Annotated in this window: 17 protein-coding genes and 1 pseudogene; 16 read left to right on the plus strand and 2 right to left on the minus strand. The window is 58.1% G+C overall.

What is annotated here, in order from left to right; translation table 11 throughout:
* Positions 1-273 precede the first annotated feature (273 nt).
* The 11 genes and pseudogenes from ABI171_RS16600 (at position 274) to ABI171_RS16650 (ending at position 17755) form a co-directional block, all read left to right on the plus strand.
* On the plus strand, positions 274-6921 hold the full coding sequence (locus ABI171_RS16600) for a putative Ig domain-containing protein (RefSeq protein WP_348093638.1): 6648 nt from the start codon (positions 274-276) through the stop codon (positions 6919-6921).
* Positions 6922-7763: 842 nt separating this feature from the next.
* Positions 7764-7856, plus strand: a pseudogene (locus tag ABI171_RS16605) (IS5/IS1182 family transposase); the annotation flags it as partial.
* Between the two features lie 49 nt (positions 7857-7905).
* A complete protein-coding gene (locus ABI171_RS16610) occupies positions 7906-8277 on the plus strand; it encodes a MerR family transcriptional regulator (RefSeq protein ID WP_348093639.1) in 372 nt (123 codons plus the stop codon).
* Positions 8278-8467: 190 nt separating this feature from the next.
* Entirely contained in the window at positions 8468-8758 is a 291-nt protein-coding gene (locus ABI171_RS16615) for a pilus assembly protein (protein WP_348093640.1), read from the plus strand.
* A gap of 229 nt (positions 8759-8987) precedes the next feature.
* Entirely contained in the window at positions 8988-11429 is a 2442-nt protein-coding gene (locus ABI171_RS16620; protein WP_348093641.1) for a pilus assembly protein TadG-related protein, read from the plus strand.
* Between the two features lie 21 nt (positions 11430-11450).
* Positions 11451-12608, plus strand: a complete 1158-nt coding sequence (locus ABI171_RS16625) for a hypothetical protein (protein WP_348093642.1) — start codon at positions 11451-11453, stop codon at positions 12606-12608.
* A gap of 64 nt (positions 12609-12672) precedes the next feature.
* On the plus strand, positions 12673-13380 hold the full coding sequence (locus tag ABI171_RS16630; RefSeq protein WP_348093643.1) for a hypothetical protein: 708 nt from the start codon (positions 12673-12675) through the stop codon (positions 13378-13380).
* A gap of 46 nt (positions 13381-13426) precedes the next feature.
* Positions 13427-13627: a hypothetical protein gene (locus ABI171_RS16635; protein WP_348093644.1), complete on the plus strand. Its 201-nt coding sequence runs from the start codon at positions 13427-13429 to the stop codon at positions 13625-13627.
* Positions 13628-13656: 29 nt separating this feature from the next.
* Entirely contained in the window at positions 13657-14952 is a 1296-nt protein-coding gene (locus tag ABI171_RS16640; protein ID WP_348093645.1) for a TadE family protein, read from the plus strand.
* 104 nt (positions 14953-15056) lie between these two features.
* Positions 15057-16043: a Flp pilus assembly protein CpaB gene (gene cpaB, locus ABI171_RS16645; protein ID WP_348093646.1), complete on the plus strand. Its 987-nt coding sequence runs from the start codon at positions 15057-15059 to the stop codon at positions 16041-16043.
* Complete coding sequence (locus ABI171_RS16650; protein ID WP_348093647.1) at positions 16040-17755, plus strand: pilus assembly protein N-terminal domain-containing protein; 1716 nt, start codon at positions 16040-16042, stop codon at positions 17753-17755. The genes cpaB and ABI171_RS16650 overlap by 4 nt, the downstream gene beginning before the upstream one ends.
* 15 nt (positions 17756-17770) lie before the next feature.
* Here ABI171_RS16650 and ABI171_RS16655 read toward each other — a convergent pair whose 3' ends face one another.
* A complete protein-coding gene (locus ABI171_RS16655) occupies positions 17771-18109 on the minus strand; it encodes a DUF192 domain-containing protein (RefSeq protein ID WP_348093648.1) in 339 nt (112 codons plus the stop codon).
* On the opposite strand from ABI171_RS16655, the gene ABI171_RS16660 reads away from it, so the two are divergent.
* The 5 genes from ABI171_RS16660 to ABI171_RS16680 are packed head-to-tail and all read left to right on the plus strand — an operon-like array spanning position 18108 to position 22856.
* Positions 18108-19988, plus strand: coding sequence for an ATPase, T2SS/T4P/T4SS family (locus tag ABI171_RS16660; RefSeq protein ID WP_348093649.1), 1881 nt, complete (start codon positions 18108-18110; stop codon positions 19986-19988). The genes ABI171_RS16655 and ABI171_RS16660 overlap by 2 nt on opposite strands.
* Positions 19981-20838 (plus strand): type II secretion system F family protein, encoded by an 858-nt coding sequence (locus tag ABI171_RS16665; protein ID WP_348093650.1) that lies wholly within the window; start codon positions 19981-19983, stop codon positions 20836-20838. The genes ABI171_RS16660 and ABI171_RS16665 overlap by 8 nt, the downstream gene beginning before the upstream one ends.
* Positions 20839-20883: 45 nt before the next feature.
* Entirely contained in the window at positions 20884-21777 is an 894-nt protein-coding gene (locus ABI171_RS16670; protein ID WP_348093651.1) for a type II secretion system F family protein, read from the plus strand.
* 7 nt (positions 21778-21784) lie between these two features.
* The gene (locus tag ABI171_RS16675) at positions 21785-22096 is read left to right on the plus strand and encodes a hypothetical protein (protein ID WP_348093652.1); all 312 of its coding nucleotides are present in this window, start codon (positions 21785-21787) and stop codon (positions 22094-22096) included.
* 49 nt (positions 22097-22145) lie between these two features.
* Positions 22146-22856: a LysR substrate-binding domain-containing protein gene (locus tag ABI171_RS16680; protein ID WP_348093653.1), complete on the plus strand. Its 711-nt coding sequence runs from the start codon at positions 22146-22148 to the stop codon at positions 22854-22856.
* A gap of 23 nt (positions 22857-22879) precedes the next feature.
* On the opposite strand, the gene ABI171_RS16685 is transcribed toward ABI171_RS16680, so the two are convergent.
* A partial coding sequence (locus ABI171_RS16685) for an LLM class flavin-dependent oxidoreductase (RefSeq protein WP_348093654.1) occupies positions 22880-23588 on the minus strand: 709 nt, incomplete at its 5' end.

The raw sequence follows: 23588 nt of genomic DNA on the forward strand, positions 1-23588 counted from the left end.
GATTGGTATTGCACTGGTGATGCCGGCAACGACGACTCTGCTGCCGACTGTGTTGTTCAAGCAACAGCTGACAAAAAACAATATTTATATAAGTAAACATTGTTGGACAATCAAATATTTGGAGTAGCATACGTTGCCATATGGTAACCGTCAAGCGAGTACAAAGGCATTTACGATAATCGCGCCAGGCCGTTATTGAAACACTGATCAAACCAAATCGAGTCGTCCTTAAAGAGGCGCTCTTGAAAATTAAAAAAACATCAGGGAGGTTTCATGTTGCAACGTCCATGCGGTCGTGCAGGCGCTTGTGTATTGCCTGCGTATAAAAAAGCACCGTCAATTTCACTTCCAGTCCTGAGCCTGCCCGATGTCCGGCGCCGGGTCGGCCGCATCTTTGCCTGCCTGCTCTATGCGACGTTGACGATCTGGTCGAACCTTGCGCTCGCCACGCCTAGCCCTGAATGTCCAACGCAGACCATGACGGTCGCATCGGGCGACTCAGCGACCAATCTCCTGAGCTGCATGGCGGTCGGTGTGCTCGATGGCATATCGGTGTTGCCATCCCACGGGACGCTCACCAATGTCAGCCCGACCACCGGAAATAACGATGGTTCGGTGACTTATCTCAATAATGGCGACGGCGCACTCACCGACACGTTTACCGTGCTTGATTTCAACAACGATACGATCACGTTCAATGTCACTATCCTGCCGCCGGTAACTCCTATCACCGTGACGCCGGCGACATTGCCGAACCCGGTAGTCGGCACCACATATAATCAAAGCCTGGGTTCCGCCGGCGGCGTCTTGCCGTATGTGTATTCGCTGTCCGCCGGCAGCTTGCCGGCCGGCCTCAGTCTGTCTGCAGCCGGCGTGATTTCAGGTACGCCAACTGCATATGGCGCGTTTAACTTTACCGTCGGCATACATGACTCCACCACGCCAACGGCCTTGACCACCACCAAGACCTACGGCATGACGATTGCCTTTCCGGCCTTGGTTGTTACGCCGGTCCCTCCGCCTGCCGGAGCAGTTGGCGCGCCATATAGCTTGCAGCTCAATACAAGCGGCGGCACTGCTCCATATACCTATTCGATACAAACGGGCACCTTGCCTCCAGGCTTGTCGATGACCGCAGCTGGCTTGATCAGCGGCACGCCGACGCTGGCCGGCAGCCCCGTCGTTACTGTGGTGACGCATGACAGCACCAGCGGAAGTTCACCGGGAAATGGCACGCAACAGATGACGTTCGTGATCAATGCAGCGCCAGTAATCGTGATCAATCCGACCACGCTGCCTGCCGCCACCGTCGCCGTAGCGGTCAACCAAACCTTGAGCGCCGGCGGCGGCACAGGGCCTTACACCTTCGCAATTAGCGCGGGCGCATTGCCTGCGGGGCTGACTTTGTCGAGCGCCGGCGCCTTGACGGGTACGCCAACGGCAGGTGGAACTTTCAATTTCACGGTCAGGGGCACCGATCAAAATTCCTTTAGCGGTATCCAGGCCTACACACTGACGGTCAATGCGCCGACCATCACAATTACACCCACTACGTTGCCTGCGGCGACGGTTGCCGTGGCGTATACCCAGACTGAAACAGCCGGCGGCGGCACATTCGGCTATACCTACGCGATTTCTGCAGGTGCATTGCCGGCCGGTGTGACTCTGTCTAGTGGCGGAGCAATTTCCGGTACACCGACCGCGGGCGGCACGTTCAATTTTACGGTTCGCGCCACGGACAGTTCAACCGGAACCGGTCCATATAATGGAAGCAGGGCTTATTCCGTGACGGTCAATGCGCCGACCATCACGATCACGCCGGTCAGCCTGCCGGCCATGACGGTTGGCAGCAGTGTCACGCTAAACGTGACGGCCGCCGGCGGCATTGGTTCATATACCTATAGCGTTAGTGCGGGCACGCTGCCGAACGGATTGACATTGGCGGCAAACGGAATCTTGTCCGGGACGCCAACTACATCAGGGCCATTCAATTTCACGGTCAGCGCGACGGATAGCGCGACAGGTACCGGCCCGTACACCGGCTCGCGCGCCTACTCGGTCAATGTCAGTCCAGGTTTGCCGGTGGCCGGCGCCGTCAGCGCGACAGTCGGCTACGGCAGTTCCGCCAATCCGATCACCCTGAGCCTGAGCGGCGGCGCCGCGACCTCGGTCGCTGTTGCGTCTGCGGCTGCGCATGGCACTGCGACCGCCTCTGGAACCAGCATCACTTACACCCCCACTGCGGGATATGCCGGTAGCGATTCGTTCACTTACACGGCAACCAACGGCGCCGGTACTTCCAGTCCCGCCACGGCAACAATCACTGTATCATCACCGACCCTGACGATCACTCCTTCCGGTTCGTGGTCAGCGGTCGACGGCAGCAGCTATAGCCAGACCCTGACGTGGGCCGGCGGCGCGGCGCCGTATGGGGGAATATCGGTCAGCGGCTTGCCTGCCGGGTTATCGGTCACGGCCACCAGCTCTACCGGCGCGACCATCTCCGGCACGCCAACGGCTGCCGGCAGCTTTACGATCACGGCTTCCGCCACGGACAGCAGTACCGGCACCGGTCCATTTGCGAAAGCGCAAGGTTTTACATTGACCGTGACTGCGCCAACCATCAGTTTGACGCCGGCGGGACCCACTCTGACGCCGGTTTATGGCAACGTATTTTCGCAAGCATTTACAGCTAACGGCGGTGTCGCACCCTATGCCTACGTGCTAACTGGCAGCTTGCCGACCGGCTTGAGCTGGAATGCCGGTACCGGAATACTTTCCGGTACCCCGACCCAAAGCGGCAGCTTCCCGATTTCGGTCAGCGCGACTGACCAGTCGACCGGGGCCGGCGCGCCATTCGGCGTATCTGTCAATTACACATTGGCTATCAGTGCGCCGACCATCGCTATCTTGCCAGTCAGCGCACCGGCCGGCGCTATCGGCCAAGCCTCTTCGACAGTCATCAGCGCCAGCGGCGGTGTTGCGCCCTATAGCTTTGCGATATCGGCAGGCGCCTTGCCGGCGGGCGTTACGCTGAACAGTGCCAGCGGCGCACTGAACGGAACACCGACGGCTTCCGGCAATTTCAATTTCACCGTACGTGTCAGCGACGCCAACAGCTTTACCGGAACCCGGGCATATGCGCTTGTCATCAGCGCACCGGCCATGACGCTGACGCCGCCATCGTTGCTCGCCGCGGCGGTCGCAACACCGTATAGCGCAACCTTCAACGCCGCCAGCGGCACTGCGCCTTATACCTATGCCCTGGTTTCCGGCAGCCTGCCGTCAGGCATCAGCCTGAATACGGCGACGGGTTTGCTTTCCGGCACCACAGTCCAGGCCGGCAGTTTCCCGATCACAGTGCGCGCCACGGACAGCAGCACCGGAACCGGTGCGCCATTTACGGTGCAAAATAGTTACACCCTGGCGGTAACGGCGCCGACCATTGTTCTGGCGCCGAGCACCGTGCCAAGCGGCGCGGTGGGAGTGAGCTACACGGCAACGATCAGCGCTAGCGGTGGTGCATTGCCTTATATCTATAGCATCGCTAGCGGCGCATTGCCGGCCGGAGTGACGCTGAATACATCAAGCGGGGCGTTGAGCGGCACACCGACGGCGGCGGGGACGTTCAATTTTACTGTCAAAGCGCAAGATGCCAATAGTTTCAACAACGCTCAGGCATACAGCCTTGTTATCGCTGCGGCGACGGTGACCTTGAACCCGGCGACGCTGCCCGGCGCAACCGCAGAAGCGGCGTACAGCGCCACATTGACCGCCGCCGGCGGCACTACGCCTTACGTTTACACGCTCACTGCAGGCTCCTTGCCAAGCGGCATCAGCCTGAACGCTGCGACCGGCGTGCTGGCGGGAACCACCGTTGTCAGCGGCAGTTTCCCGATCACCGTGCGCGCCACCGATAGCAGCACCGGAGCCGGTGCGCCATTCACCGCCTCAAGAAGCTATACGCTAGCGGTGGCTGCTCCGGCCATCAGCCTGGCGCCGAGCAGCGTGGCCGGCGGCACGGTCGCTGTCGGCTATACGGCCGGAATCAGCGCTAGCGGCGGCACCACGTCTTATATCTATAGCGTCAGCGCCGGTGCATTACCAGCAGGGGTAAGCTTGAATGCATCCAGCGGAGCGCTGAGCGGCACGCCAACTGCGGCAGGCACTTTCAACGTGACTATCAAAGCGATCGACGCCAACGGTTTCAACGGTACGCAAGCCTATAGCCTGGTGATCGGCGCGGCGACGCTGACGCTGAACCCGGCGACGCTGCCTAACCCGACCGCCGAAGCCGCCTACAGCGCCACGTTGACGGCTGGCGGCGGTACCGCGCCATACAGCTTTACGGTCAGCGCTGGAGCATTGCCTGCAGGCCTGACGCTTAATGCTGCGACCGGCGCGCTGTCCGGCACCACTAATCTGAGCGGCACGTTCAACGTGACGATCAGCGCTACTGACAGCAGCACCGGCGTCGGCGCACCGTTTGTCGCCTCGCATGCTTATGCTTTGAGTGTTGGCGCCCCGACACTGACCTTGACGCCGGGCACGTTGGCCGGTGCCAAGGTCAGCGTCGCGTATAGCCAGCAGTTCGCTGCGGGCGGCGGTATTGCGCCGTATGCCTACGCGATAACCGCAGGCAGCTTGCCGGCAGGGCTGGCATTGAATGCGGCCAGCGGCATGCTGAGTGGCACGCCGACGGCGGCCGGCAGCTTTGCCTTCACCGTGCGCGCCACCGATGCCCAAAACTTTACTGTGCAGCAAGCGGAAACATTGAGCGTCGCTCAGGCTCAGCCGCTGGCAGTCAACGATAGCGCCGGCACCCAGGCCAACCAGCCGGTGACGGTGAATGTCACGGCCAATGACAGCGGGCCGATTACAAGTATTGCGATCAGTACGCCGCCGGCCCATGGCAGCGCCACCGTGAGCGGTCTGAACGTGGTCTACACGCCGGCCGCCAATTACTTTGGCAGCGATAGCCTGGGCTATGTCGCCACCGGTCCGGGCGGCAGTTCTGCGCCGGCTACGGTGACCGTGACCGTGACAGCGCTCGCGGTGCCGGTTGCCGTGGCCCAGAATGCGACCATCCTGGCTGGCCAGCCGGTCACGCTGCATGCTGCCAGCGGCGCTAGCGGCGGTCCGTTCACCGCAGTCGCGATTGTCAGTCCGCCAAGCGCGGGCACGGCCGCCGTCAGCGGCACCGACATCATCTACACCTCTGTGGTTGGCAGCAGCGGCGATATCAAGTTCAGCTACACCCTGGCCAATGCCTTTGGCGTCTCCGCGCCGGTGATGGCGACCGTCAGCGTCAATCCGATGCCTGTGGTCGGCGCCCATAGCGCCACGGTGGCCGCCGGCGCGACAGTCAGCGTCGATCTGATGGCGGGTGCTAGCGGCGGTCCGTTCACGGCTGCCAATCTGGTAACGGTGTCGCCGACAGCTGCCGGCAGCGCGGTGATCCGCGACGTCGGCAGCACCGGCAAGCCGTCTTATCAGATGATATTTACCGCTTCCAGCAAATTTGCCGGTGCGGCGGCGGTCAGCTACACGCTGAGCAACGCCTTCGCGACCTCTGCGCCAGGTATTGTCACGGTGACAGTCACGGCGCGCCGCGACATGTCTACCGACCCTGAAGTGATCGGCTTGCTGTCGGCCCAGGCGGATAGTGCAAGACGCTTCGCCAGCGCGCAGATTTCCAACTTCACCCGACGTCTGGAAAGCCTGCATGGCGACGGCTGGGGCACCTCCGGCTTCGGCATCAGCCTGACGCCACCGACTGCGCCGAACGGCCGGCCTGGTTCAGGCACCGAGGCCGCACCTTGGCTGAGCGCCGACGTCGACCGCATGTATGGTTCGCCGCTGCAGCCGAACATGCACAAGGTAGGCTGGATGCCGCAGGCAGGAGGCGCACGGGGCGGCAGCAACTATGGCGGCGGCACCGGCGCAGCTTTTGGCAGCGGCCCGGGCGCGGCAAGTACTAACGGCAATGGCAGCGGCAACGGACCGGTATTGGCCGCCAACGATACGCAGTCAACCATCACCGGCTTGCCCGATCTGCCTGCGCGCCAGGACAACCCGAAACAGCCGTTGTCGCTGTGGGTGGGCGGCGCGGTCGACTTCGGCCAGCAATATGTCAATGGCCGCCAGGCCGGCTTCCGCTTCCATACCGACGGCGTCAGCATCGGCGGCGATTACCGGATCAACGATTTCGCCACCTTCGGTATAGGCGGCGGCTTCAGCCGTGACAGTAGCGACGTCGGCGATAACGGCACCAAGAGCACGGCGGAAAGCGTAATCGGGGCGATGTATGGCAGTTTGCGGCCGGCCAAGAACGTCTTCATTGACGGTGTGCTCGGCTATGGCACCCTGAACTTCAATTCCAACCGCTATATCACCGATGGCGGCGGTTTTGCCACCGGCCTGCGCCATGGCGACCAAGTGTTCGGCGCGATTGTCAGCGGCGTCGAATTCCATCAGGAAGGCTGGATGTGGTCGCCATATGGCCGGTTGGAACTGATGTCGGCCACGCTGGATCAATATACCGAGACGGCGAGCGGACTGAACGCGCTGACCTACTTCAAGCAGACCGTGCGCACCAGCAGCGCCTCATTGGGGGTACGCGCCGAAGGCCGGTACATGACCAGTATCGGCACCTGGGTGCCGCGGGGCCGGGTCGAGTTCCGCCATCAGTTCCAGGGGCAGGACGATGCAGGGCTGGCATATGCCGACTTGGCGGCGGCAGGTCCGGCGTATATCGTGCACACCACCGGCCAGGATACCGGCAACTGGAGCGCCGGTGTGGGCGCCAGGCTAGTGATGCACAACGGCGTGATGTTCACCATCGACTACAACAGCAACATCAATGTCGGCAACGGCCGTAGCCAATCGGTCATGTTCGGATTGGAAGTGCCGCTGAACTAAGCCGGTTGAAGCAGGGCCGGCCCGCCTCGGGCCGGGTCAGCGTTTTTTTGTCTTATCCATGCGCCGGCTGATGCCGGCGCAGTTGTTTTCAGTTACTCCGTGTAAAATACGCCCGTCGAAATAACCAGACCCTTCTGTCTCTATCAATGTGACAATTTTTTTCTGGCCTGACCAGAAATGCTCATCTCTCTCCCCATTCTCAAACCTTGGCATGACGCCAAACCTTGACATGTGAATTTTCCGCGGGCTTTCACGCCTCGCGTATTTACACAAAAAAACATCGTCAATGCAGGAATTTAAAACCTGTGGACGGGTTTTTAGTAATTTTCAGACAATCCCTACATGATGTTTTTTCAAATTCCGTGATCATGCTCTTCGTTCGCAGTCATCAAATAACAACAGGCGAGCGTTGCGCTGAAATGTGGCGACCGATCTGGCCGCGTGAGCAGAAATAATGGGAAAAGCAAGGCAGGCAAAGGGGTTCGAGAGAGCGTGAACTACCACAACTTGAATTTCCATACATAAAAATAATATTGTTTTAGACACCTGTTCAAACTAAACAAATGCAAATTTTCACTAAACAACCGATTGCTGCATTGCTGTATCGATTGAGGCTATTTTTTCGCTTGACGTTCTCACTAGTGTCAATGTTCTATAGTTACTCTACTTCAATAAATTACAACTAATGACGCTGGTTGACATTCATTTTGAATGGCACGCGTTTTGCTGCAGAGTAAGACATCGGGCGCTTGCGCGGCGCTCCGGTGGTGGTTTTCAAGGCGTTTCGTTTCAAGCTTCTATTTTTCAACTGTGTAGAGACCGTAGTTAGTAGATCGCAGTGAGTAGATCGTTTAATTAATCGGATCAAGCAATTCGGACGGATCGCAATACGTTATGAAAAGCTGGCACAAAAATACCTGTCATCTCTTTACCTTGTTTGCGCTGAAGTCCGGACCGCTTGTCTGTTGACAAGGCAAAAGCGAAATGCGAATAGGGGAAATAGCAAATCGAGCAAAAGTGAGTGCGCGAATTTTGCGCTACTACGAATCGCAAGGACTGATTCTGTCGCAACGCCTGTCGAACGGTTACCGCGACTATCCGCTGCAAACAGTGGAAATCGTAAAGCAGATCAAGGACTTGCTGGAGTGCGGCTTCAGCACGCGGCAGATAGCTACTTTTCTACAGTCCTCCGGGAACGAGAGCGTCGATCTGAAACAGAACGCAACTGATCTTGCGCCGCACATTGAAAAGCTTCATGAACTGGATGGCCTCATAGACGTATTGACTGAACGCCGGCGTCGTCTCTCTGAGCGGATAGCCTTGTTTAGCCACCGCGCCGCCGCATCGGCCAAGTGAAGCAATAAAAATCATTTTAATGATTCATGTACACAGGGGCAATCGTCTTTGACGACTGCGCAGGGATAGGCTGTATCGGTGTTTTATCAATGCATGGCAACGACACCTGACGACAGACTAAAAATTGAAACCAGCTCATTTTTTAGCACCCGGGAATCATCCCGCAACCACCCGCCTCAGGAGATTCAAAATGGCACAACGTTTAACTTCTCAACTTCTTCGCAACAAAACCGCATTGCGCCAACGCGGCCAAGGCATGTCGGAATACATCATCATCGTGGCGCTGATCGCGGTGGTCAGCATCGGTGTGTTTGCAGCCTTCGGCAGCACCATTCGCCATCAGGTTGCAGGCATGGCGCAAGAACTGTCCGGTAACGATAGCAAAGCAGAAATCGCTAATGCCAAGACTTCAGCGGATCTGGCTACAAAAAATGCGGCTACCCAACGGACCATGAAGGACTACGGCGCCGACAACCGCTAATCAATTCAATCAGCATTTTCAGTTGAGAGATCGTTTCTCCTTCTTGCGCGAGGTCGATGCAGGAAGGAGAAGCTGACCACCAGAATTCTATAGAGATTGCCTCCGTTTGTGAGGTTGTAGCGGCAGTGATATTGACTGCTGCTAGCGCGAGTTCGTCGGTGTACAAAGAAGCAGAATCAATCAGACGACATCGATCATTCCTGAAACTTGTTCGGATACGGAGCGCAAAGTGAAACGGGCATCGTCAAACGGGAAGGGTAGTTGCGGCAAGAGCGAGAGTTCTTCCGTTCGCAACGAATGGCGTCAACGTGGCGCGGTATTGCCTGTCGCGATCTTCTTTTTTGCAGTGCTATGCGTAGGCATGTTCGCTGTCTATAACATGGCGCAAGTGACCAGCGAGAAGCGGCAGCTGGTGAATGCGGCAGATGCGATTGCGTTCAGTACCGCCAATATTGCAGCGGAAGGCTTGAACTACACGGCCTACACCAATCGCGCAATGATCTCCAATTACCAGTCGGTCGGGCAGCTGACAGCCATGTGGTCGACGGTGGGTATGTCGGACCAGTACTGGAAAAACAACAGCACGGTGATGAAGGGCATCGCCGCGCTCACGAAATTCATTCCTTATATCGGTTCCGCCTTGTCAGGCGTCACCAATGCGATTTCCAAGTTTGGCGATTTCTGGGAAAAGATCGTCAACGGCGTGCGTATCAGCAGCCAGGTGCTGGCGAATGCGGGTACCGCCACCGTCTCCTTGTCCAACTATGCCATCTTCGCTTCGCAGCAGGTGCATATGGCGACGACCGTGTCGGCCATGATCAGCATGCAAAAGGATTTGCTGGCAGCGAATGCGCCGCAAGCCGAATATATTCCGCAAACCATCGTCTATCAGATCGGCAAGAGCATGGTGGATTTCGGCAGCATGATCAAGCTGCACCAGCCGCCGCGCAAATTTCTGGGTTTCGAGAAAATGCAGGACAAGATGCCGGTGGTGCCTAAGCCTGGCGATGTGTTTGGACCGAAAATCGAATTCAATCTGGTGCATCAGATGATGATGAAGGAAATGTTCAATTTCACCAGCGGCAGCGGCGGCCGTCGGCTGTTTCCGAATGCAGTCGGGCTGTGGGCGATCGACGGCTGCAACCTGTCAGCCATCAACGGCATGCTGACCGGCCTTGAAACCAATGGCCTGGAGCAGATCATCCCGGCGCTGAAAGGCAATGTCGCGGCCGATGTCATCGGCCCCGTGATCGAAGCCTTCATGAATACGGTCGGCGTCATCACCAGCCCGATCATGTGCCTGTACGAGCGGACCGGCGGCACCCGCATGATGCAGATGCAAGACGGCACCTATGGCTGGAGCAACGTCGATGTGATGGAAATCGATCCGCACTTGTTCAACATCCATATTCCTCTGGCAGGCGCCGTGACCTTGTCCAAAGTTGGCCATCAGGGGCTGGACAAGAATCAGGAAATTCCGGTGGACATGAAAAAATTCGCCGACGCCGTGAAAGCCGACAGCGCCGCGAAGAATGCCTATTGGGGCGAGGCTACCGGGCTTGACGATTGCATGTATTTCACACTGCCTACCGGCGAGCTCTACGCGCCGCGCCTGGGCGGCAAGAGCGGCGCCTGTGCTTCCCTGGCGGCCGGGTCGGCAAAAAAATACTACGATCGCGGCGTCATGAATATTGCAAGATCCGCCGGCACCAACGCCATGAAGGGACAGGCGGCAATCTCGACAGCCACCGAGACGCTGAACAATACGATCATGGCGCCCATGGAAGCCACTCTGGAATCCGCTGCCGGTGGAATCAATTCGACGACTTCTGCGGGATCCGTGGTGAATATGCCTGACGCCAATGCCGGAAATACTACCGGCGTACTAGGCGGCGCGCCGGCCGGCATGCCGGCCTCCGGCGCCGCGCTGAATGCGCCCACCCCGGGTAGCGGCGATCCCGAGGTGCAGCTGGCAACGGCGCTGGCGCAACAGGCGGTGAACTTCCAGAACCTGTCTAGCCTGGGCGGCAGCGCCGCCACCTCCATATCCAATATGCTAGGGCACGGTTTCGATCTGGCTACCCAGGCTGCCGGCGATCCGCTCAACAACGTCAACGGTTTCCTGAAATTCCTCCTCAACGCCCTGGGCCTGGGCGACCTGATCGACTTGATCAACATGCGCACCTCGCGCGGCACTGAGACCCTGTACCAGAAACCTGGGCTTGGCGGCGTGGTGGCGGCCGACATGGGCTTGCCGGCTGAGCGCTTCGGCTTCTGGGAAATGCGCGACGCCACTATCGGCAACTATCAGATCGGCGATCGTGCGGCCAGCAATCTGTTTGTCGCTTCCAAGGAAATCCAGAACAACGCCTTGAAAGATCTCGGCCCGTCATTTGTCGTGGGATTGCAAGAATCGGTAGGCAAGCTGCCATTGCGTCCGGAAAATAAATTCGACCTGGGACGCACGCCGATCAAGGATTACGACGCGGAGACCAAGCAAAGCTATCTGCAAGCGATGGGCAAGGCGCGGGTGTATTACCGGGCCCCGGTGGAACGCTGGACCACCCGCATGCAAATCATCTCGCACGCCAACCTGATGCTGCCTTACTGGAATGCGCGGCTTGAAGGCCTGAATTATCCGGAAAAACTCTTGTTTTTCGTGATTAACTGATTACCACGGCGACGCTCATCCATGCCTATTTCATCCAGCGGTTTTGTGTTGTTGCGTGCACCTGCACAACGGCAACGCGGCCAAGCCTTGTTCGAATCGATCCTGGCTTGCAGCATACTGATGCTGTTCCTGTTGGGCTTGCAATGGGTCTGGCGCTTCGGCGAACTGAAGCAATTGAATACCGAGGCGGCGCGTTTCGCCACCTGGGAGCGCACCGCTTACAAATCCACCGCCGCCGCGGATGTGAAAACGATCTATAGCGCAGACGCCGATCTTGCACCCAGCGTATTCCGCAATGTCTATCTGACGCCGCGCGGCGCGCGCCAGACCGAAGCCGGCGGCGCCGGCGCCTCGGCCTTGCTGCAGGATCATTCGGACTGGATGAATACCGCGGCGCGCTTCTTCACCGATACCTTCGCTAGCGCTACCTTTGGCGGCGTCACTGGCAGCGCACTAAGTGTCTCGACCAATTCCGCCAAGGTGCCGGGCGGTCCCATGGGTTTCGACCCGACCGGCAATGCACTCACCAGCCTCAAGCTGGACCGCGAGCCGTACGAGCAAGTGCAAGTCAGCGGCACCATCGGCATGAGCGATTTCGTGACGAGCTTCCTTGACCGGACATTCGGCATTGCGCCGGGAGTCACAGGTACAACGCCAGGCAACGCCACTGCGCGTACCCTGGGCAGCCTGACCATGGTCACCAATTCCTGGTCGGCGCCAGGCGCCACGGCCAGCCAGCACATTACCAAAGAGCTGAATCCGCTGGACGCAAGCAATCACGTCGGCATGATACTCAACAGTAATTACTTCAACCTGCCAGGGCTGATCGGCGGTTCTTCCGGTTTCGGCGGCAATTTCCGGGTTGACCTGGCGGGTATCAATCCGGCGCAGGTTTCCACGTTGATCTCGCAAGGCATGGGTTTCAATTACGACAGCCTGAAGAATCCCGGCAGCCTGATCAAGGCCTTCAAGTCTACCGACGACTATAAGGAAAGCTTCAACCTGGCGGGCGGCATGACCGAACCGGACTATGCAGGAGTGGGCTGCGTATCCGATCCCGGACGGGCGATCCGGCTGACGCAATATACCCAGGATGAGCTGTGCCCGGCCGGCATCATGCGCGCGCGCACGATCTCCATGTTCGACAACCCGGCCTGGCGTTTTTCTCCGGCGCCATAAACATCACGCACGCCGGAAAAAGGGGATTGATTTGAGAATGCTGCGAGTGTTAAGAGTGTTACGAATGTTAATGCCGGCCTGCTGGTGCGTCCTGTTTTGCACCAGCGCCCAAGCAGGTGATAAATGGAAATCGGAGGTCAACGTGCTGCTGGACGGTATTCCGGACACCTGGGCCACAACGCGGCTGGCGGATGAGATCGAGGTCAACGGTTTGCCGATGCTGATCTATGAAATCGAGGGACCTTTGCGACTGCGCGAATCGGCTGTGATGCTGGCGACCGCCTGGGCCAAGGACAAATGGAAAGTCACTTCCAAGGCTGCCGGTCACGAAGTGCAGATCGTCGGTGTCAGGGACGGCTGGCTGAAGCAGGTCAATCTCAGCAGCAACGAGCGCAAGCAGACCCAGGGCTATCTCAGCATGTCCGATCTGCCGGCGCGGATGGAGGCTGATATCGACACCAAGGCGCCGCAGCTGGCCAAACATTTGCGCAAGCCCTCCGGCACAGTGATCCTGAACGAGGTGCGCACAGTGGATATGGCCGGCGAGTCGATTCTGACCACCATGACCAACAATTTCGATGTCGAGCAGAACATCGCTTTCTATGAAGAGGACCGGGCGGCAGAAGCATGGAAACAGACCTTCAAGAAAACCGCCGAGGACAACAGCGGCACTGTGATGCGCTATGTCTCCGGCACGCAAAAAGAAGCGACCTATACGGTCACCAGGGCGGCCGGCCAGACATTCGTGGTGGTCAACTGGATTACCCGATGAGTTGCCAAACCTGGTTTGAGGCCGTTGTGGCGTCGCGAGGAATGCAATGAGAAAAATCCCGGGCAAGATTGCCGGCGCCGAGAAAGGGCAGATTGCCGTTGAATATTCAGTCGCGCTGGTCTGCGTGGCCTTGGTCCTGTTTGTCTCGGTCGACGGCGTGTCGCTGCTCAGCTTGCTGCTGGATGCGATCCGCCATTTGAATTTCAGTTACATCAGCGGCTTAGGTGTCAGCGCCACGCCAATTTAGTTAACATCTTGAAGCCAAGGTCGCACTGCATGTTGAACAACGTCGGAAGAAATTCAAAACTGGGGCGTGGCGCCAGCCTTGCCGAATTTGTCGTGGCGATACCGGTGGTATTGATCTTCGCCTTGCTATGTCTGCAAATGGTGTTGATGTACCGCGCCAAACTGGCCCACAACTACGCGGTGCAGGAAGCGGTGCGGATCGGCGCGATGAGCAACGGCCGGGTGGTGCCGCGTTTCGTGACCGATCCGTTGACGGCCCAGTTGGGCAACCTGGGTTATGCGGCGGTTGGCAAGGTCATTCATAGCAAGGACGCTTCCGGTAAGGATGTCACCTCCATCACCACCACTCCGGGCAACGAGCTGGCCGGGGCCGGCCAAGCCCAAGCCACCAGCGACGGCGTTCCGGTGAATAACGATACCGGTTCCTCAAGCGGCAACGGCGGCGAAGCGGAAAGCCGCGCCGGCCCGATTTCCGGTTTCCTCGGCAAAGCCAAGAAGAATATAACGCCGGCCGTGTGGTCGTTCGTCCAGGGCTTGATGCGCTATGGCGACAGCTCGGTGCTGCAAGGCTACATCAATGGCATCACGCCGATGTACATGGGTAGCGATACCGGCAAGGGCGCGGTAGTCGAGGCTCAGGTGGCGGCCTACAAGGACGCCATGTTCAACTCTTGCATCTTGTATCACAACCCGACCCAGGCGGCCTTCCTCGAATCCGGCGTCATCGAATTGCAGGGGCTCGACTACGGCATCCTGAAATTGCCGGCCGACTACATGCGCTTTCGCACTCCGCTCGGCATGGTGGCCGCCGATGGCGGTGACAATCTCAGCGACAGCAAGCTGAAAGGCGACATCACCAACAAGAGCATCCAGGAAAATACCATCCTCTCGATTGAAATCTGGTGGAGCTATCCGCTCAAGGTGCCTATCGCCAACAGCATCATCATCGGCCTCACACGGCTGCTGGGTCCGGGCAGCGACAGTTCCGGAATTTCCTCGGCTTTCCAGTCGAAGGCGCTGGATCGTGGACGCTACCCGTTCACATCTTCGGCCAGTTACCGGGCGCAAAACGCGCTGCATTGGAGTCCCTTCTACCCGCTGGGCAGCAAGTCGCCGCCGATTGGCGGCAGCGGCGGCTACCAGGCATTCGATGTGGTGCGGCTGATCTGGAACAGCATCGTCAGCCGGCTGGAAGGCAATTTCGATCCGGCTGAACCGCAGATCGGATTCTGCCTCGGCGCCATGGACATGGGAGCGTGGGCGGAAGGAGACAAGAACGTTGTAAGCCCGCACTGGTGGGGCGAGAGTTATGACAATGCGCATTGAACCGTCGCCGCAGGTTCGCAGCCGGCGCGGCATTCATCCCGATTTTTTAATACAAGTTGCGGCTTTCACCGGTTCGCGCGAACGTTCACTTTTACTCTCCTATCATGAATATAAAACGCTTCATCAATCTGCAAAAGCTCAAGAAGGCGCTGCCGCTGGTCATCATTGTCCTGATTGCCGCGTTCGCCGTGTTCTTGGCGAACAGTTATCTGAAAACCCGTTCCAGTGAAATCGAGAAAAGCCTGAGCGACGAGGCCAGCAAGGTACGCACCACGGTGACGGTGCCACGGGTCGACCTGAGCCCGGGCGACGTGCTGACCATGGAACAATTGGCGTCGCGCACGGTGCCGAAGGAATACATGAATTTCGACGTCATCTCGCCTGACCAGATCGACGCCTACATCGGCAAGAAAATCATCCGTCCGGTACGCAAGGGCACGCCTTTGCTGGAATCCTATTTCCTGCTCTACGAATCGGTGCCGTTCTCCAAATCGATCGATGCCGGCAGCCGCGCCATCACGATTCCGGTGGATGAGATCAATTCTTTTTCGGGCCTGTTGCGCGCCGGCGACCACATCGATCTGTTCTACATGATGAAGCGGCCGCAGGAAGGTCCGCCGACCGCCGGGCCGCCGCAAGAAGACACGATGCTGGCGCCGTTGCTGAAAAATATTGAAGTGCGCGCCACCGGCCAGACCACCGTACGCGAGGTGCTGGCGGCCGACCGTGCGCGCGAAGCGGGCTTTGGCGATCGCCAGGGGCAGCCGGGCCGCACCACCTACAGCACGGTCACCATTTCGGTGCCGGCCGCCGACGCCCAGAAGGTCATTCTGGTGCAGACCGGCGCCCGTATCGTCGCCGTGTTGCGCAGTCCTGACGACCAGGGCGATGCGGAGAAGAAGCTGTTCCTGTCCGACGTCATCGATCCGGACGCCAAGAACCACATACAGCTGCCGATCAGACCGGCGGTGGACTACATCATCGGCGGCCGCTTCAAGACCGGCGAATCGGCCGATAGCGGCGACGATAAGGCCAGAAAACTTGAAGCTTTCAAGCGGCTGCTGGGTAATGCGGCAGGCAATCCACAATGAACTCCAACAAAAAGCCAAGCAATAACATGACCAATCCAAGAAACATCCGCTCCTGCCTGCTGTTGTCCGCCCTGATTGGCAGCCGCGCCTTTGCCATCTCACCGATGCCGGAACCGGTCTGGCAGACCGATTCAGCGCCACGGCAGAACCAGAATAAAGCACTGAAAGCAGCGTCGGACCAAGCCCGCAGCGGCGGCGATGGTGGCGTCGAATATCTGGACGGCAATGCGCTTGACCAGAAAAATCAAAACCAAGGGACAACGCAAGGCACACCATTGCGCAACGCCGGCGATCTTGCCACGTTGCGGCCGGCGGCCATGCGCGGCGTCAAGCTCGAGCAGCCCAACGATGATGAACTTGTCATGTATGCCGGCGAGGCGCGCGTGATCGAGGTCGGCGCCGTGAACCGCATCGCCATCGGCAACGGCAAGATCGCATCGACTGCCGTCATCGAAAAAACCAAGCTGCTGATTATTGCGCAGGAAGTGGGGCTGACCAATATCCTGCTATGGAACAAGCCGAATTTTTCACGCGAAATCCGCTTGCGGGTGACTGCGCTGAACGTCTTGAAGCAACAGCGCGATATCAAGTCCGCCCTGGCCGGCTTGCCCGGTGTCGACGTGGTCCGGCGCGGCGAACGCCTGTATGTGGAAGGCAGCATCAAATCGCGCGAGGATCTCTCGAAAATCACCGCGATGACAGAGCAGTATGCCAACCTGATCAACAACACCACGCTGGATATCGACAACACGGTGCCTGCTTACAAGCAGGAATCGCAAATGCTGGTGTTCGACCTGTATTTCGTCGAATTCAAGAAGGGCTACCTGGAGAATCTCGGCGTCAACTGGGCCAAGAGCTTTAATGGTTTTAACATCGGAATTTTTGGCGAGGCCTCGCGAGGTAGCGTCAACCTGCGGCCGCTGCCACAGAGTAACGGCTCCACCGGTACCGCTACTTACAACTTACCCGATGAAAAATTGCGCGGCGTCAGTGCTTCAGTCAACGCTGCGATTGCGATTCCCTCCGTCATTCAGCTGGCGGTCGATAGCGGCGACGCCTTCGTGCTCGCTTCTCCCAGCATCGCTACCCGCAACGGGGGGCAGGCGCGTTTTATCGCCGGCGGCGAAGTGCCGATCCCGACGGTCAGCCAGAATGGCACCAATGTCACCTTCAAGCCGTACGGCATCCTGATCGAGATCGCTCCCAAGCTGGATGCTTTCAGCAATATCACAGGGGTGCTCAAGGCGGAGGTCAGCAAGATTGATCCTACAGTCAGCGTCGGCGGCATTCCGGGCTTTACCACGCGGCGCACCGAAACCGATTTTTCGGTCAAGACTGGCGACGCCATCATCTTGTCCGGTTTGTATAGCCAGGACGGCAGCACCGATGTGCAGAAAGTACCTGGGCTGGGTGACGTGCCGGTACTGGGAAATCTGTTCAAGTCCACCGGCACCATACGTAACCAGACCGAAGTCTACCTGGTGGCGATACCGCACACCCATGAAGGCGAGGCCGGTGAAAGTTCGAATGCGTTGCGCAACTTGAGCAACCGCATCAACGAGTCGCGCAAGGCGGTAGGCATGCCGCAGGAACAGGGAATGCCGACCATGCTTAACCTGAAGAAGGAAGTGCCGGAAAAATCGCCGTTCGAAGCGGCGCCGCTACGGCCGGAAACTAAATTTGAGCAGCGGCCAGAGTACGGCAATCATTGATTTGACGGCGACCGGTTAGAACGCCAGCCGGTCGCCAACGTTTAAGGATAGGGATGCCAGGGTTGCCGGATGAAGTTCCAGGGTGTGGCGGGCAAAGCGGTCGGAAGACAACCGCCTGCGCGCCATCTCCGGGACGATGCTGGTGATAATGAAGTCTTTCGATAGATACACCACGCCGATGGTGAAATGCATGAAAAAAGTATGGACGGAGTTGCATTCCTTAAGCAGGAATGCGCTGTCAGGAGCCAGTGTTCTGGTGAACATCAGACCACGCGCCCGGCCCAAAAACGAGTCGCCGACAGTGACCCTGGCGATGATGATCTGATTATTTTTATATGCGGGAATAATTTTCATGGCAGAGAGCCAAAGTGGATTTGTACTGATGATCGCGGCGGACGATTATGACATACTCGACGAGGTTTTCGTCGATAAGGATCGCTTCGTCCTGGGCAAGGCGGACAGTTGCGATTTGCGGCTGAAGGGATGGAATGTCAGCAAGAAGCACGCCACCTTCCTGATCAATGAAGGCAGCATTTTCATCGAAGACAGCGGCAGTATCTTCGGCACCTGGATCGATGGCGAGCGTATCAGCCGGCTCGGCCCTCTGAATACCGGCACGGTGATAAAGATCGGCAACTATGCATTGACCTTGCACACCAATCAGCAGGATGCAGGCGGCGGACGCGGCCGGCAGCCTGGCGCGGACCCGCTGACAGAAGGGCGTGGCGGTGCGCGCGCGATGCAGAATGTGGCGGTCAGCAAGGCGATTGCCGCAATCGAACATGATTTCGAGGATGAAGTGCTGTTGGCAGAAAAACCGACGCATCAGCCGAGGGCGGAGGCGGTGACGGCGCCGCGTCAGCCAGCGGCCGCGCCTCCTGTGCGTCCGCCATCAGCGCCGGCCGCTGCTTCGGCGGAACCGGAGCCTCAGCAGCAGTCACATGCGGTGCGGCCGGCCGCCGGCGGCAAGCAGGTCGCCAATATTCCGGCGCGCGTGGTCGATCTTGAATTTTCACGCTGGCGCAAGACGCTGCACGAGGCAGTTCTGCATGAAATCGACCTGCGCCGCATCGACGCCAACAAGATGTCGGAACATGATCTCAAGGCTAACGTCAAGAGCCTGATCAAGGAATTGCTGAGTACGACATTCAATCTGCCTGAAGGCATAGACACCGAACGGCTGACCAAAGAGGTGCTGGACGAGGCGGTCGGGCTGGGGCCGCTGGAGCCGATGATTGCCGACGATAGCGTGACCGAAATCATGGTCAACCGGCACGATGAAATCTGGGTCGAACGCGGTGGCCGCCTGGAATTGTCGAGTGCGACATTCACCAGCGACCTGGCGGTGCTGGGAGCAATCGAGCGTATCGTCACGCCGCTCGGCCGGCGCATCGACGAAAGCTCGCCGATGGTCGATGCGCGTTTGAGAGACGGTTCCCGGGTTAACGCCATCATTTCGCCCTTGTCTCTGCGCGGACCGACGCTGACTATCCGGAAATTCTCGCGCCGAAAAATGGTGGCGGAAGACCTGATCAAGTATGGATCGATGACGGAAGACATGCTGAATATCTTGCGCAGCGCGGTCGAACAGCGCTTGAATATCGTGGTATCGGGCGGTACCGGCTCCGGTAAGACCACCTTCCTTAACATGATGTCGGCCTTCGTACCGAACGATGAACGCATCGTCACCATCGAGGATGCCGCCGAGCTGCAGTTATCGCAACCGAACCTGGTATCGCTTGAAAGCCGTCCGCCCAATGTCGAGGGTAAAGGCCATGTTGCGATTCGCGACCTGGTGCGGAATTCCTTGCGGATGCGGCCTGATCGCATCATTGTCGGCGAGTGCCGTGGCGGCGAGGCGCTCGACATGCTGCAAGCCATGAATACCGGCCATGACGGCTCCATGACGACCTTGCATGCCAACTCGCCGCGCGATGCGCTGGCGCGGATGGAAGTGCTGGTGCTGATGGCCGGAATGAACCTGCCGGTGCGGGCGATCCGCGAGCAGATTTCTTCTGCGGTGCATCTGATCATCCAGCTCACTCGCTATTCCTGCGGTGCTCGCAAGGTAACGGCGATTACCGAAGTGGTCGGCATCGAGTCGGAAACCGTGCAATTGCAAGACATCTTTAAATTCCATCGCGAAGGCATCGACCACAACGGCAAGACCTTTGGCGAGTTCCGCTACTCAGGGATGAAACCAGCGTTTATCGAGAGAATGGATAATGAATAATCAGATATTGTTGTTTTCGGGGATCCTGTTTGCGCTGGTGCTGTTTGTTGCCTGGTCGTTATTGAATTCCAAGAGCATGGTGCTCAAGATGCTGTTCGATATGCACGTGCGCTACATCGGCCACATCAAGGAGTGGACCGGGCTGCGCGATGGCCGCGTCTACATGGTGCTGTTCGCCCAGGTTGCCGCTGCTTTGCTGCTGGTGGTGGTGATCTATTTCGTGCTGCGGAATATCTTCCTGGTGCTGCTGATCGGCTACTTCATCTTCAAGGCGCCGCTCTGGATCAGCAACTACAAGCGCAAACGGCGCCTCAACAGCATCGAGTACGAATTGCCGACCGCGCTTACCGTGATTGCTTCCAGCCTGACCGCCGGCGTCTCGTTGAGTATTGCGCTGCAATCCTATTCAAAAGAAAGCAGTTCGCCGCTCGCCAGTGAATTTGCGCACGTGATCCGGTTGCAGAAGGTGGGCGTCGATTTCGAGACCGCCGTCGAGGAAGTCGGCAAACGCATCGACCTGGTGGATTTCCAGCTGCTGGTCATGACCTTCCGGATTTCGAAATCGGTAGGGGGAAATTTGTCGGAGACACTGATGAGTCTGTCCAATACGATCCAGCAAAAGCTGACGATCGAAGGCAAGATCAGATCGTTGACTGCGCAGGGCAAGATGCAGGGCTGGGTCATGATCTGTTTGCCGGCGCTGGTCGGGGTGGCGCTGTTCTTCATCCAGCCGGCCGAAATGAGCCTGCTGCTGACTACCTTCTACGGCAAGATCGTGCTCTTCATCTGTCTCACCATGGCCTATATCGGGCACAAGGTGATCCAGAAAATCCTCGCGATCGATGTCTGAGCATTACGGCTCAATTGTCACTGCTATAGTTATCGGATACACACCATGAACAGTTCACTCTATCTTTACGGCGCGATCATACTGGCCTTCGGCAGTCTGAGCGTCTTCATGTTTTACCTGTTCCGCATGGTGGCTAATGTCAAGGTGAACAAGTTCCGGCCGAATATGGATCCGTTGCCGCCAATTCTCAAAAAAATCTGGAACGGCGTATTGTTCTTTGATTTTTATTTCGGCGCCACTATTTCGGAGAAGCGGCTGACGAAGCGCAAGCAGATGTTGAATTCGGCGGGGCTGGAATACTTCATGACGCCGGGTGAGACTTACGCGCTGCAATTCTTTTCACTGGCATTGGCGACCGGCGCCGGACTGCTCGTCGGGCTGGCGGCATTTGGTCTGGAATGGACTGTGTTTGTCATCGTCGCGGTGCTGGGATTGATCGGCTGGTTCTACCCGTTGATGTGGATCCGCGACCAGAAGAAAAAACGCAATATTGAAATTTCGCGATATTTTCCGTCTTTCGTCGATATTGTCACATTGTGCTGCGAATGCGGTTTGACATTGAATACCGCCATCGTCAATTTCTGCGAACGCGGCCCCGAATGTATTTTGCGGCTGGAGATCGAGCGCGTGGTGCGCGACATGAAGACCGGCGCCGGCCGTGCCGATGCCCTGGAAAAATTTGCACGCCGCACCGGCAATATCGACATCAAGCGTTTTGTCGGCATTGTCCTGCAATGCGATAAACTGGGTGTGCCGCTGGGCCCGACCTTGCGTAAATTTGCAGAACAGAAGCGCACCGAACGTTTCCAGCGTGCGGAAAAGCTGGCGATGGAAGCGCCGATGAAAATGATCGCACCGCTGATCATGTTCATTTTTCCGATTACCTTTATCATCATCGCCTTCCCGATTGTGACCACCATCCTGATGAATTTCAAATAAGAAGCCAATGAAAAAAATCTTTGCCACGTTCGCCTTGATCGCCGTCAGCCACCTGGCCTGGAGCGCCACAGTGATGCCAGAACTAAAGAAGGCCAACACCGATATCTGCCTGCGGATGGGCGCTTCAGCACGCGGCGCGCCTAAAGCGCCGGAAAAAATGCCGGTTTTTTGCGGTTGCGTGTCCGACGCCTACTGGAGCAGCGTGCCGCAGGGCGAATATGACGCCTTGATCCACACGGGGAAATCGCCGCTGCTTGAAGCAAATATGGACAAGCGCCTTGAAATCGCCAAGGCGGCTTGCCTCAAGAAAGCCGGCTAAATAACATCCCTATACAGTTGTGCGCGGATGCAGCTGGTTTTTCAGATCGATGCGTGGCTACGGGTTGGATCTCAGATGCGCGCAGTCAAGGGGCTCATATGCCAATCCCGGCGGCAAACTGAGGATAGATATGCACGGCACGCTAGGCCGTCATTTTGTGTTGCCGGTGCTGGACCAGTTTTGTACGCGCTATCCGAATATCGAACTGCAGATTGGCATGGGTGACGGTTTGGTCGATCTGGTCGCGGAAAGCATCGATTGCGCGCTGCGGGTGGGAGAGTTGCGGGATTCGTCGATGGTGGCCAGACGCCCGGCCAGCCTGGAGCAGGTGACCTGCGCCAGTCCGGCCTATCTGGAGCAGCATGGGGAGCCGCGCGGCGTGGATGAGCTTGCCAGGCATCGCGCCGTCAATTTTTTCTCGCCGCAAACAGGGAAGCATTATCCGTTTGAATTCAATATCGCTGGAGAGTCGCGCGAATTTCATATCGACGGTACGGTATCGGTGAATAACGCCGATGTGTACAAGTTGTGTTGCCAATCCGGTTTTGGCTTGATTCAGCTGCCGCGCTACGGCGTTGCGCAGGTGCTGGCGACGGGTGAGTTGCGCGAGGTGCTCGCCGCGTACCGGCCGAATCCGTCTATCGTATCGGTGCTGTATCCGCATCACAGGCAATTATCGCCCAGGGTGCGGGTGTTCGTTGACTGGCTGGTGACGATATTCGCGGCTGCCCGGCTGGATGCATCAAGCTCGCAGGTCTAGGAGCCTGTCGCAGGCAGGATTGCTCAGCCTTGCAAATAACTGCGCAAGGTATCGCCTTCGTAGTCGCGCCGGAACTGGCCGCGTCTTTGCAATTCCGGCACCACCAGGTCGACGAAATCCTCGAATCCGTGCGGCAGGTGCACCGGCGTGATGACGAAGCCGTCGGCGCCTTGCTGGGCGATGATATTGACCATCCAGTCGGCGATATCTGTGGCATTGCCGGCTACCTGCGGCACTAGCACGCCGCTGGCGTACATGCGACCGATATCGGCCAGCGTCAGTTGGCGTTCGGCAGAGAGCTCACGAATCAGGCTGAACAGGCCTTGCATGCCGGCCACTTCGAGATCGGCAATCGGCGCATCCAGCGCATAGCCTGAAAAATCCACATTCATGTGGCTGGAGAGCGTCGACAAGCCGACAATCGGGTCCACCAGGGTATTGTGCCGTGCGCATTTTTCCTCGGCTTCCTCTCGGGTTCTGCCGACGAAGGGCATGACTGCGGTGAGCACCTTGATGTCTGCCGCCTTGCGTCCGAACTTGACCGCACGTCCTTTCAAATCCTGATAAAAGCGTTGCATGCGCGGCAAATCAGGCTGGATACCGAACACGACTTCCGACCAGCGCGCCGCAAAATCCTGGCCGCGCTGCGACGATCCAGCCTGGATGATAACGGGTCCGGACTGCGGCGAAGCAGGTATATTCAGCGGACCGCGCACGTTGAAATAATTGCCG

The organism is Collimonas sp. (genome assembly GCF_039923675.1).
GTDB lineage: Bacteria > Pseudomonadota > Gammaproteobacteria > Burkholderiales > Burkholderiaceae_D > Collimonas.

Coding starts and splice junctions, on each gene's coding strand:
- ABI171_RS16600 (WP_348093638.1), top strand. CDS start 274: ATGTTGCAACGTCCATGCGGTCGTGCAGGCGCTTGTGTATTGCCTGCG.
- ABI171_RS16610 (WP_348093639.1), top strand. CDS start 7,906: ATGCGAATAGGGGAAATAGCAAATCGAGCAAAAGTGAGTGCGCGAATT.
- ABI171_RS16615 (WP_348093640.1), top strand. CDS start 8,468: ATGGCACAACGTTTAACTTCTCAACTTCTTCGCAACAAAACCGCATTG.
- ABI171_RS16625 (WP_348093642.1), top strand. CDS start 11,451: ATGCCTATTTCATCCAGCGGTTTTGTGTTGTTGCGTGCACCTGCACAA.
- ABI171_RS16630 (WP_348093643.1), top strand. CDS start 12,673: ATGTTAATGCCGGCCTGCTGGTGCGTCCTGTTTTGCACCAGCGCCCAA.
- ABI171_RS16635 (WP_348093644.1), top strand. CDS start 13,427: ATGAGAAAAATCCCGGGCAAGATTGCCGGCGCCGAGAAAGGGCAGATT.
- ABI171_RS16640 (WP_348093645.1), top strand. CDS start 13,657: ATGTTGAACAACGTCGGAAGAAATTCAAAACTGGGGCGTGGCGCCAGC.
- cpaB (WP_348093646.1), top strand. CDS start 15,057: ATGAATATAAAACGCTTCATCAATCTGCAAAAGCTCAAGAAGGCGCTG.
- ABI171_RS16650 (WP_348093647.1), top strand. CDS start 16,040: ATGAACTCCAACAAAAAGCCAAGCAATAACATGACCAATCCAAGAAAC.
- ABI171_RS16660 (WP_348093649.1), top strand. CDS start 18,108: ATGGCAGAGAGCCAAAGTGGATTTGTACTGATGATCGCGGCGGACGAT.
- ABI171_RS16655 (WP_348093648.1), bottom strand. CDS start 18,109: ATGAAAATTATTCCCGCATATAAAAATAATCAGATCATCATCGCCAGG.
- ABI171_RS16665 (WP_348093650.1), top strand. CDS start 19,981: ATGAATAATCAGATATTGTTGTTTTCGGGGATCCTGTTTGCGCTGGTG.
- ABI171_RS16670 (WP_348093651.1), top strand. CDS start 20,884: ATGAACAGTTCACTCTATCTTTACGGCGCGATCATACTGGCCTTCGGC.
- ABI171_RS16675 (WP_348093652.1), top strand. CDS start 21,785: ATGAAAAAAATCTTTGCCACGTTCGCCTTGATCGCCGTCAGCCACCTG.
- ABI171_RS16680 (WP_348093653.1), top strand. CDS start 22,146: ATGCGTGGCTACGGGTTGGATCTCAGATGCGCGCAGTCAAGGGGCTCA.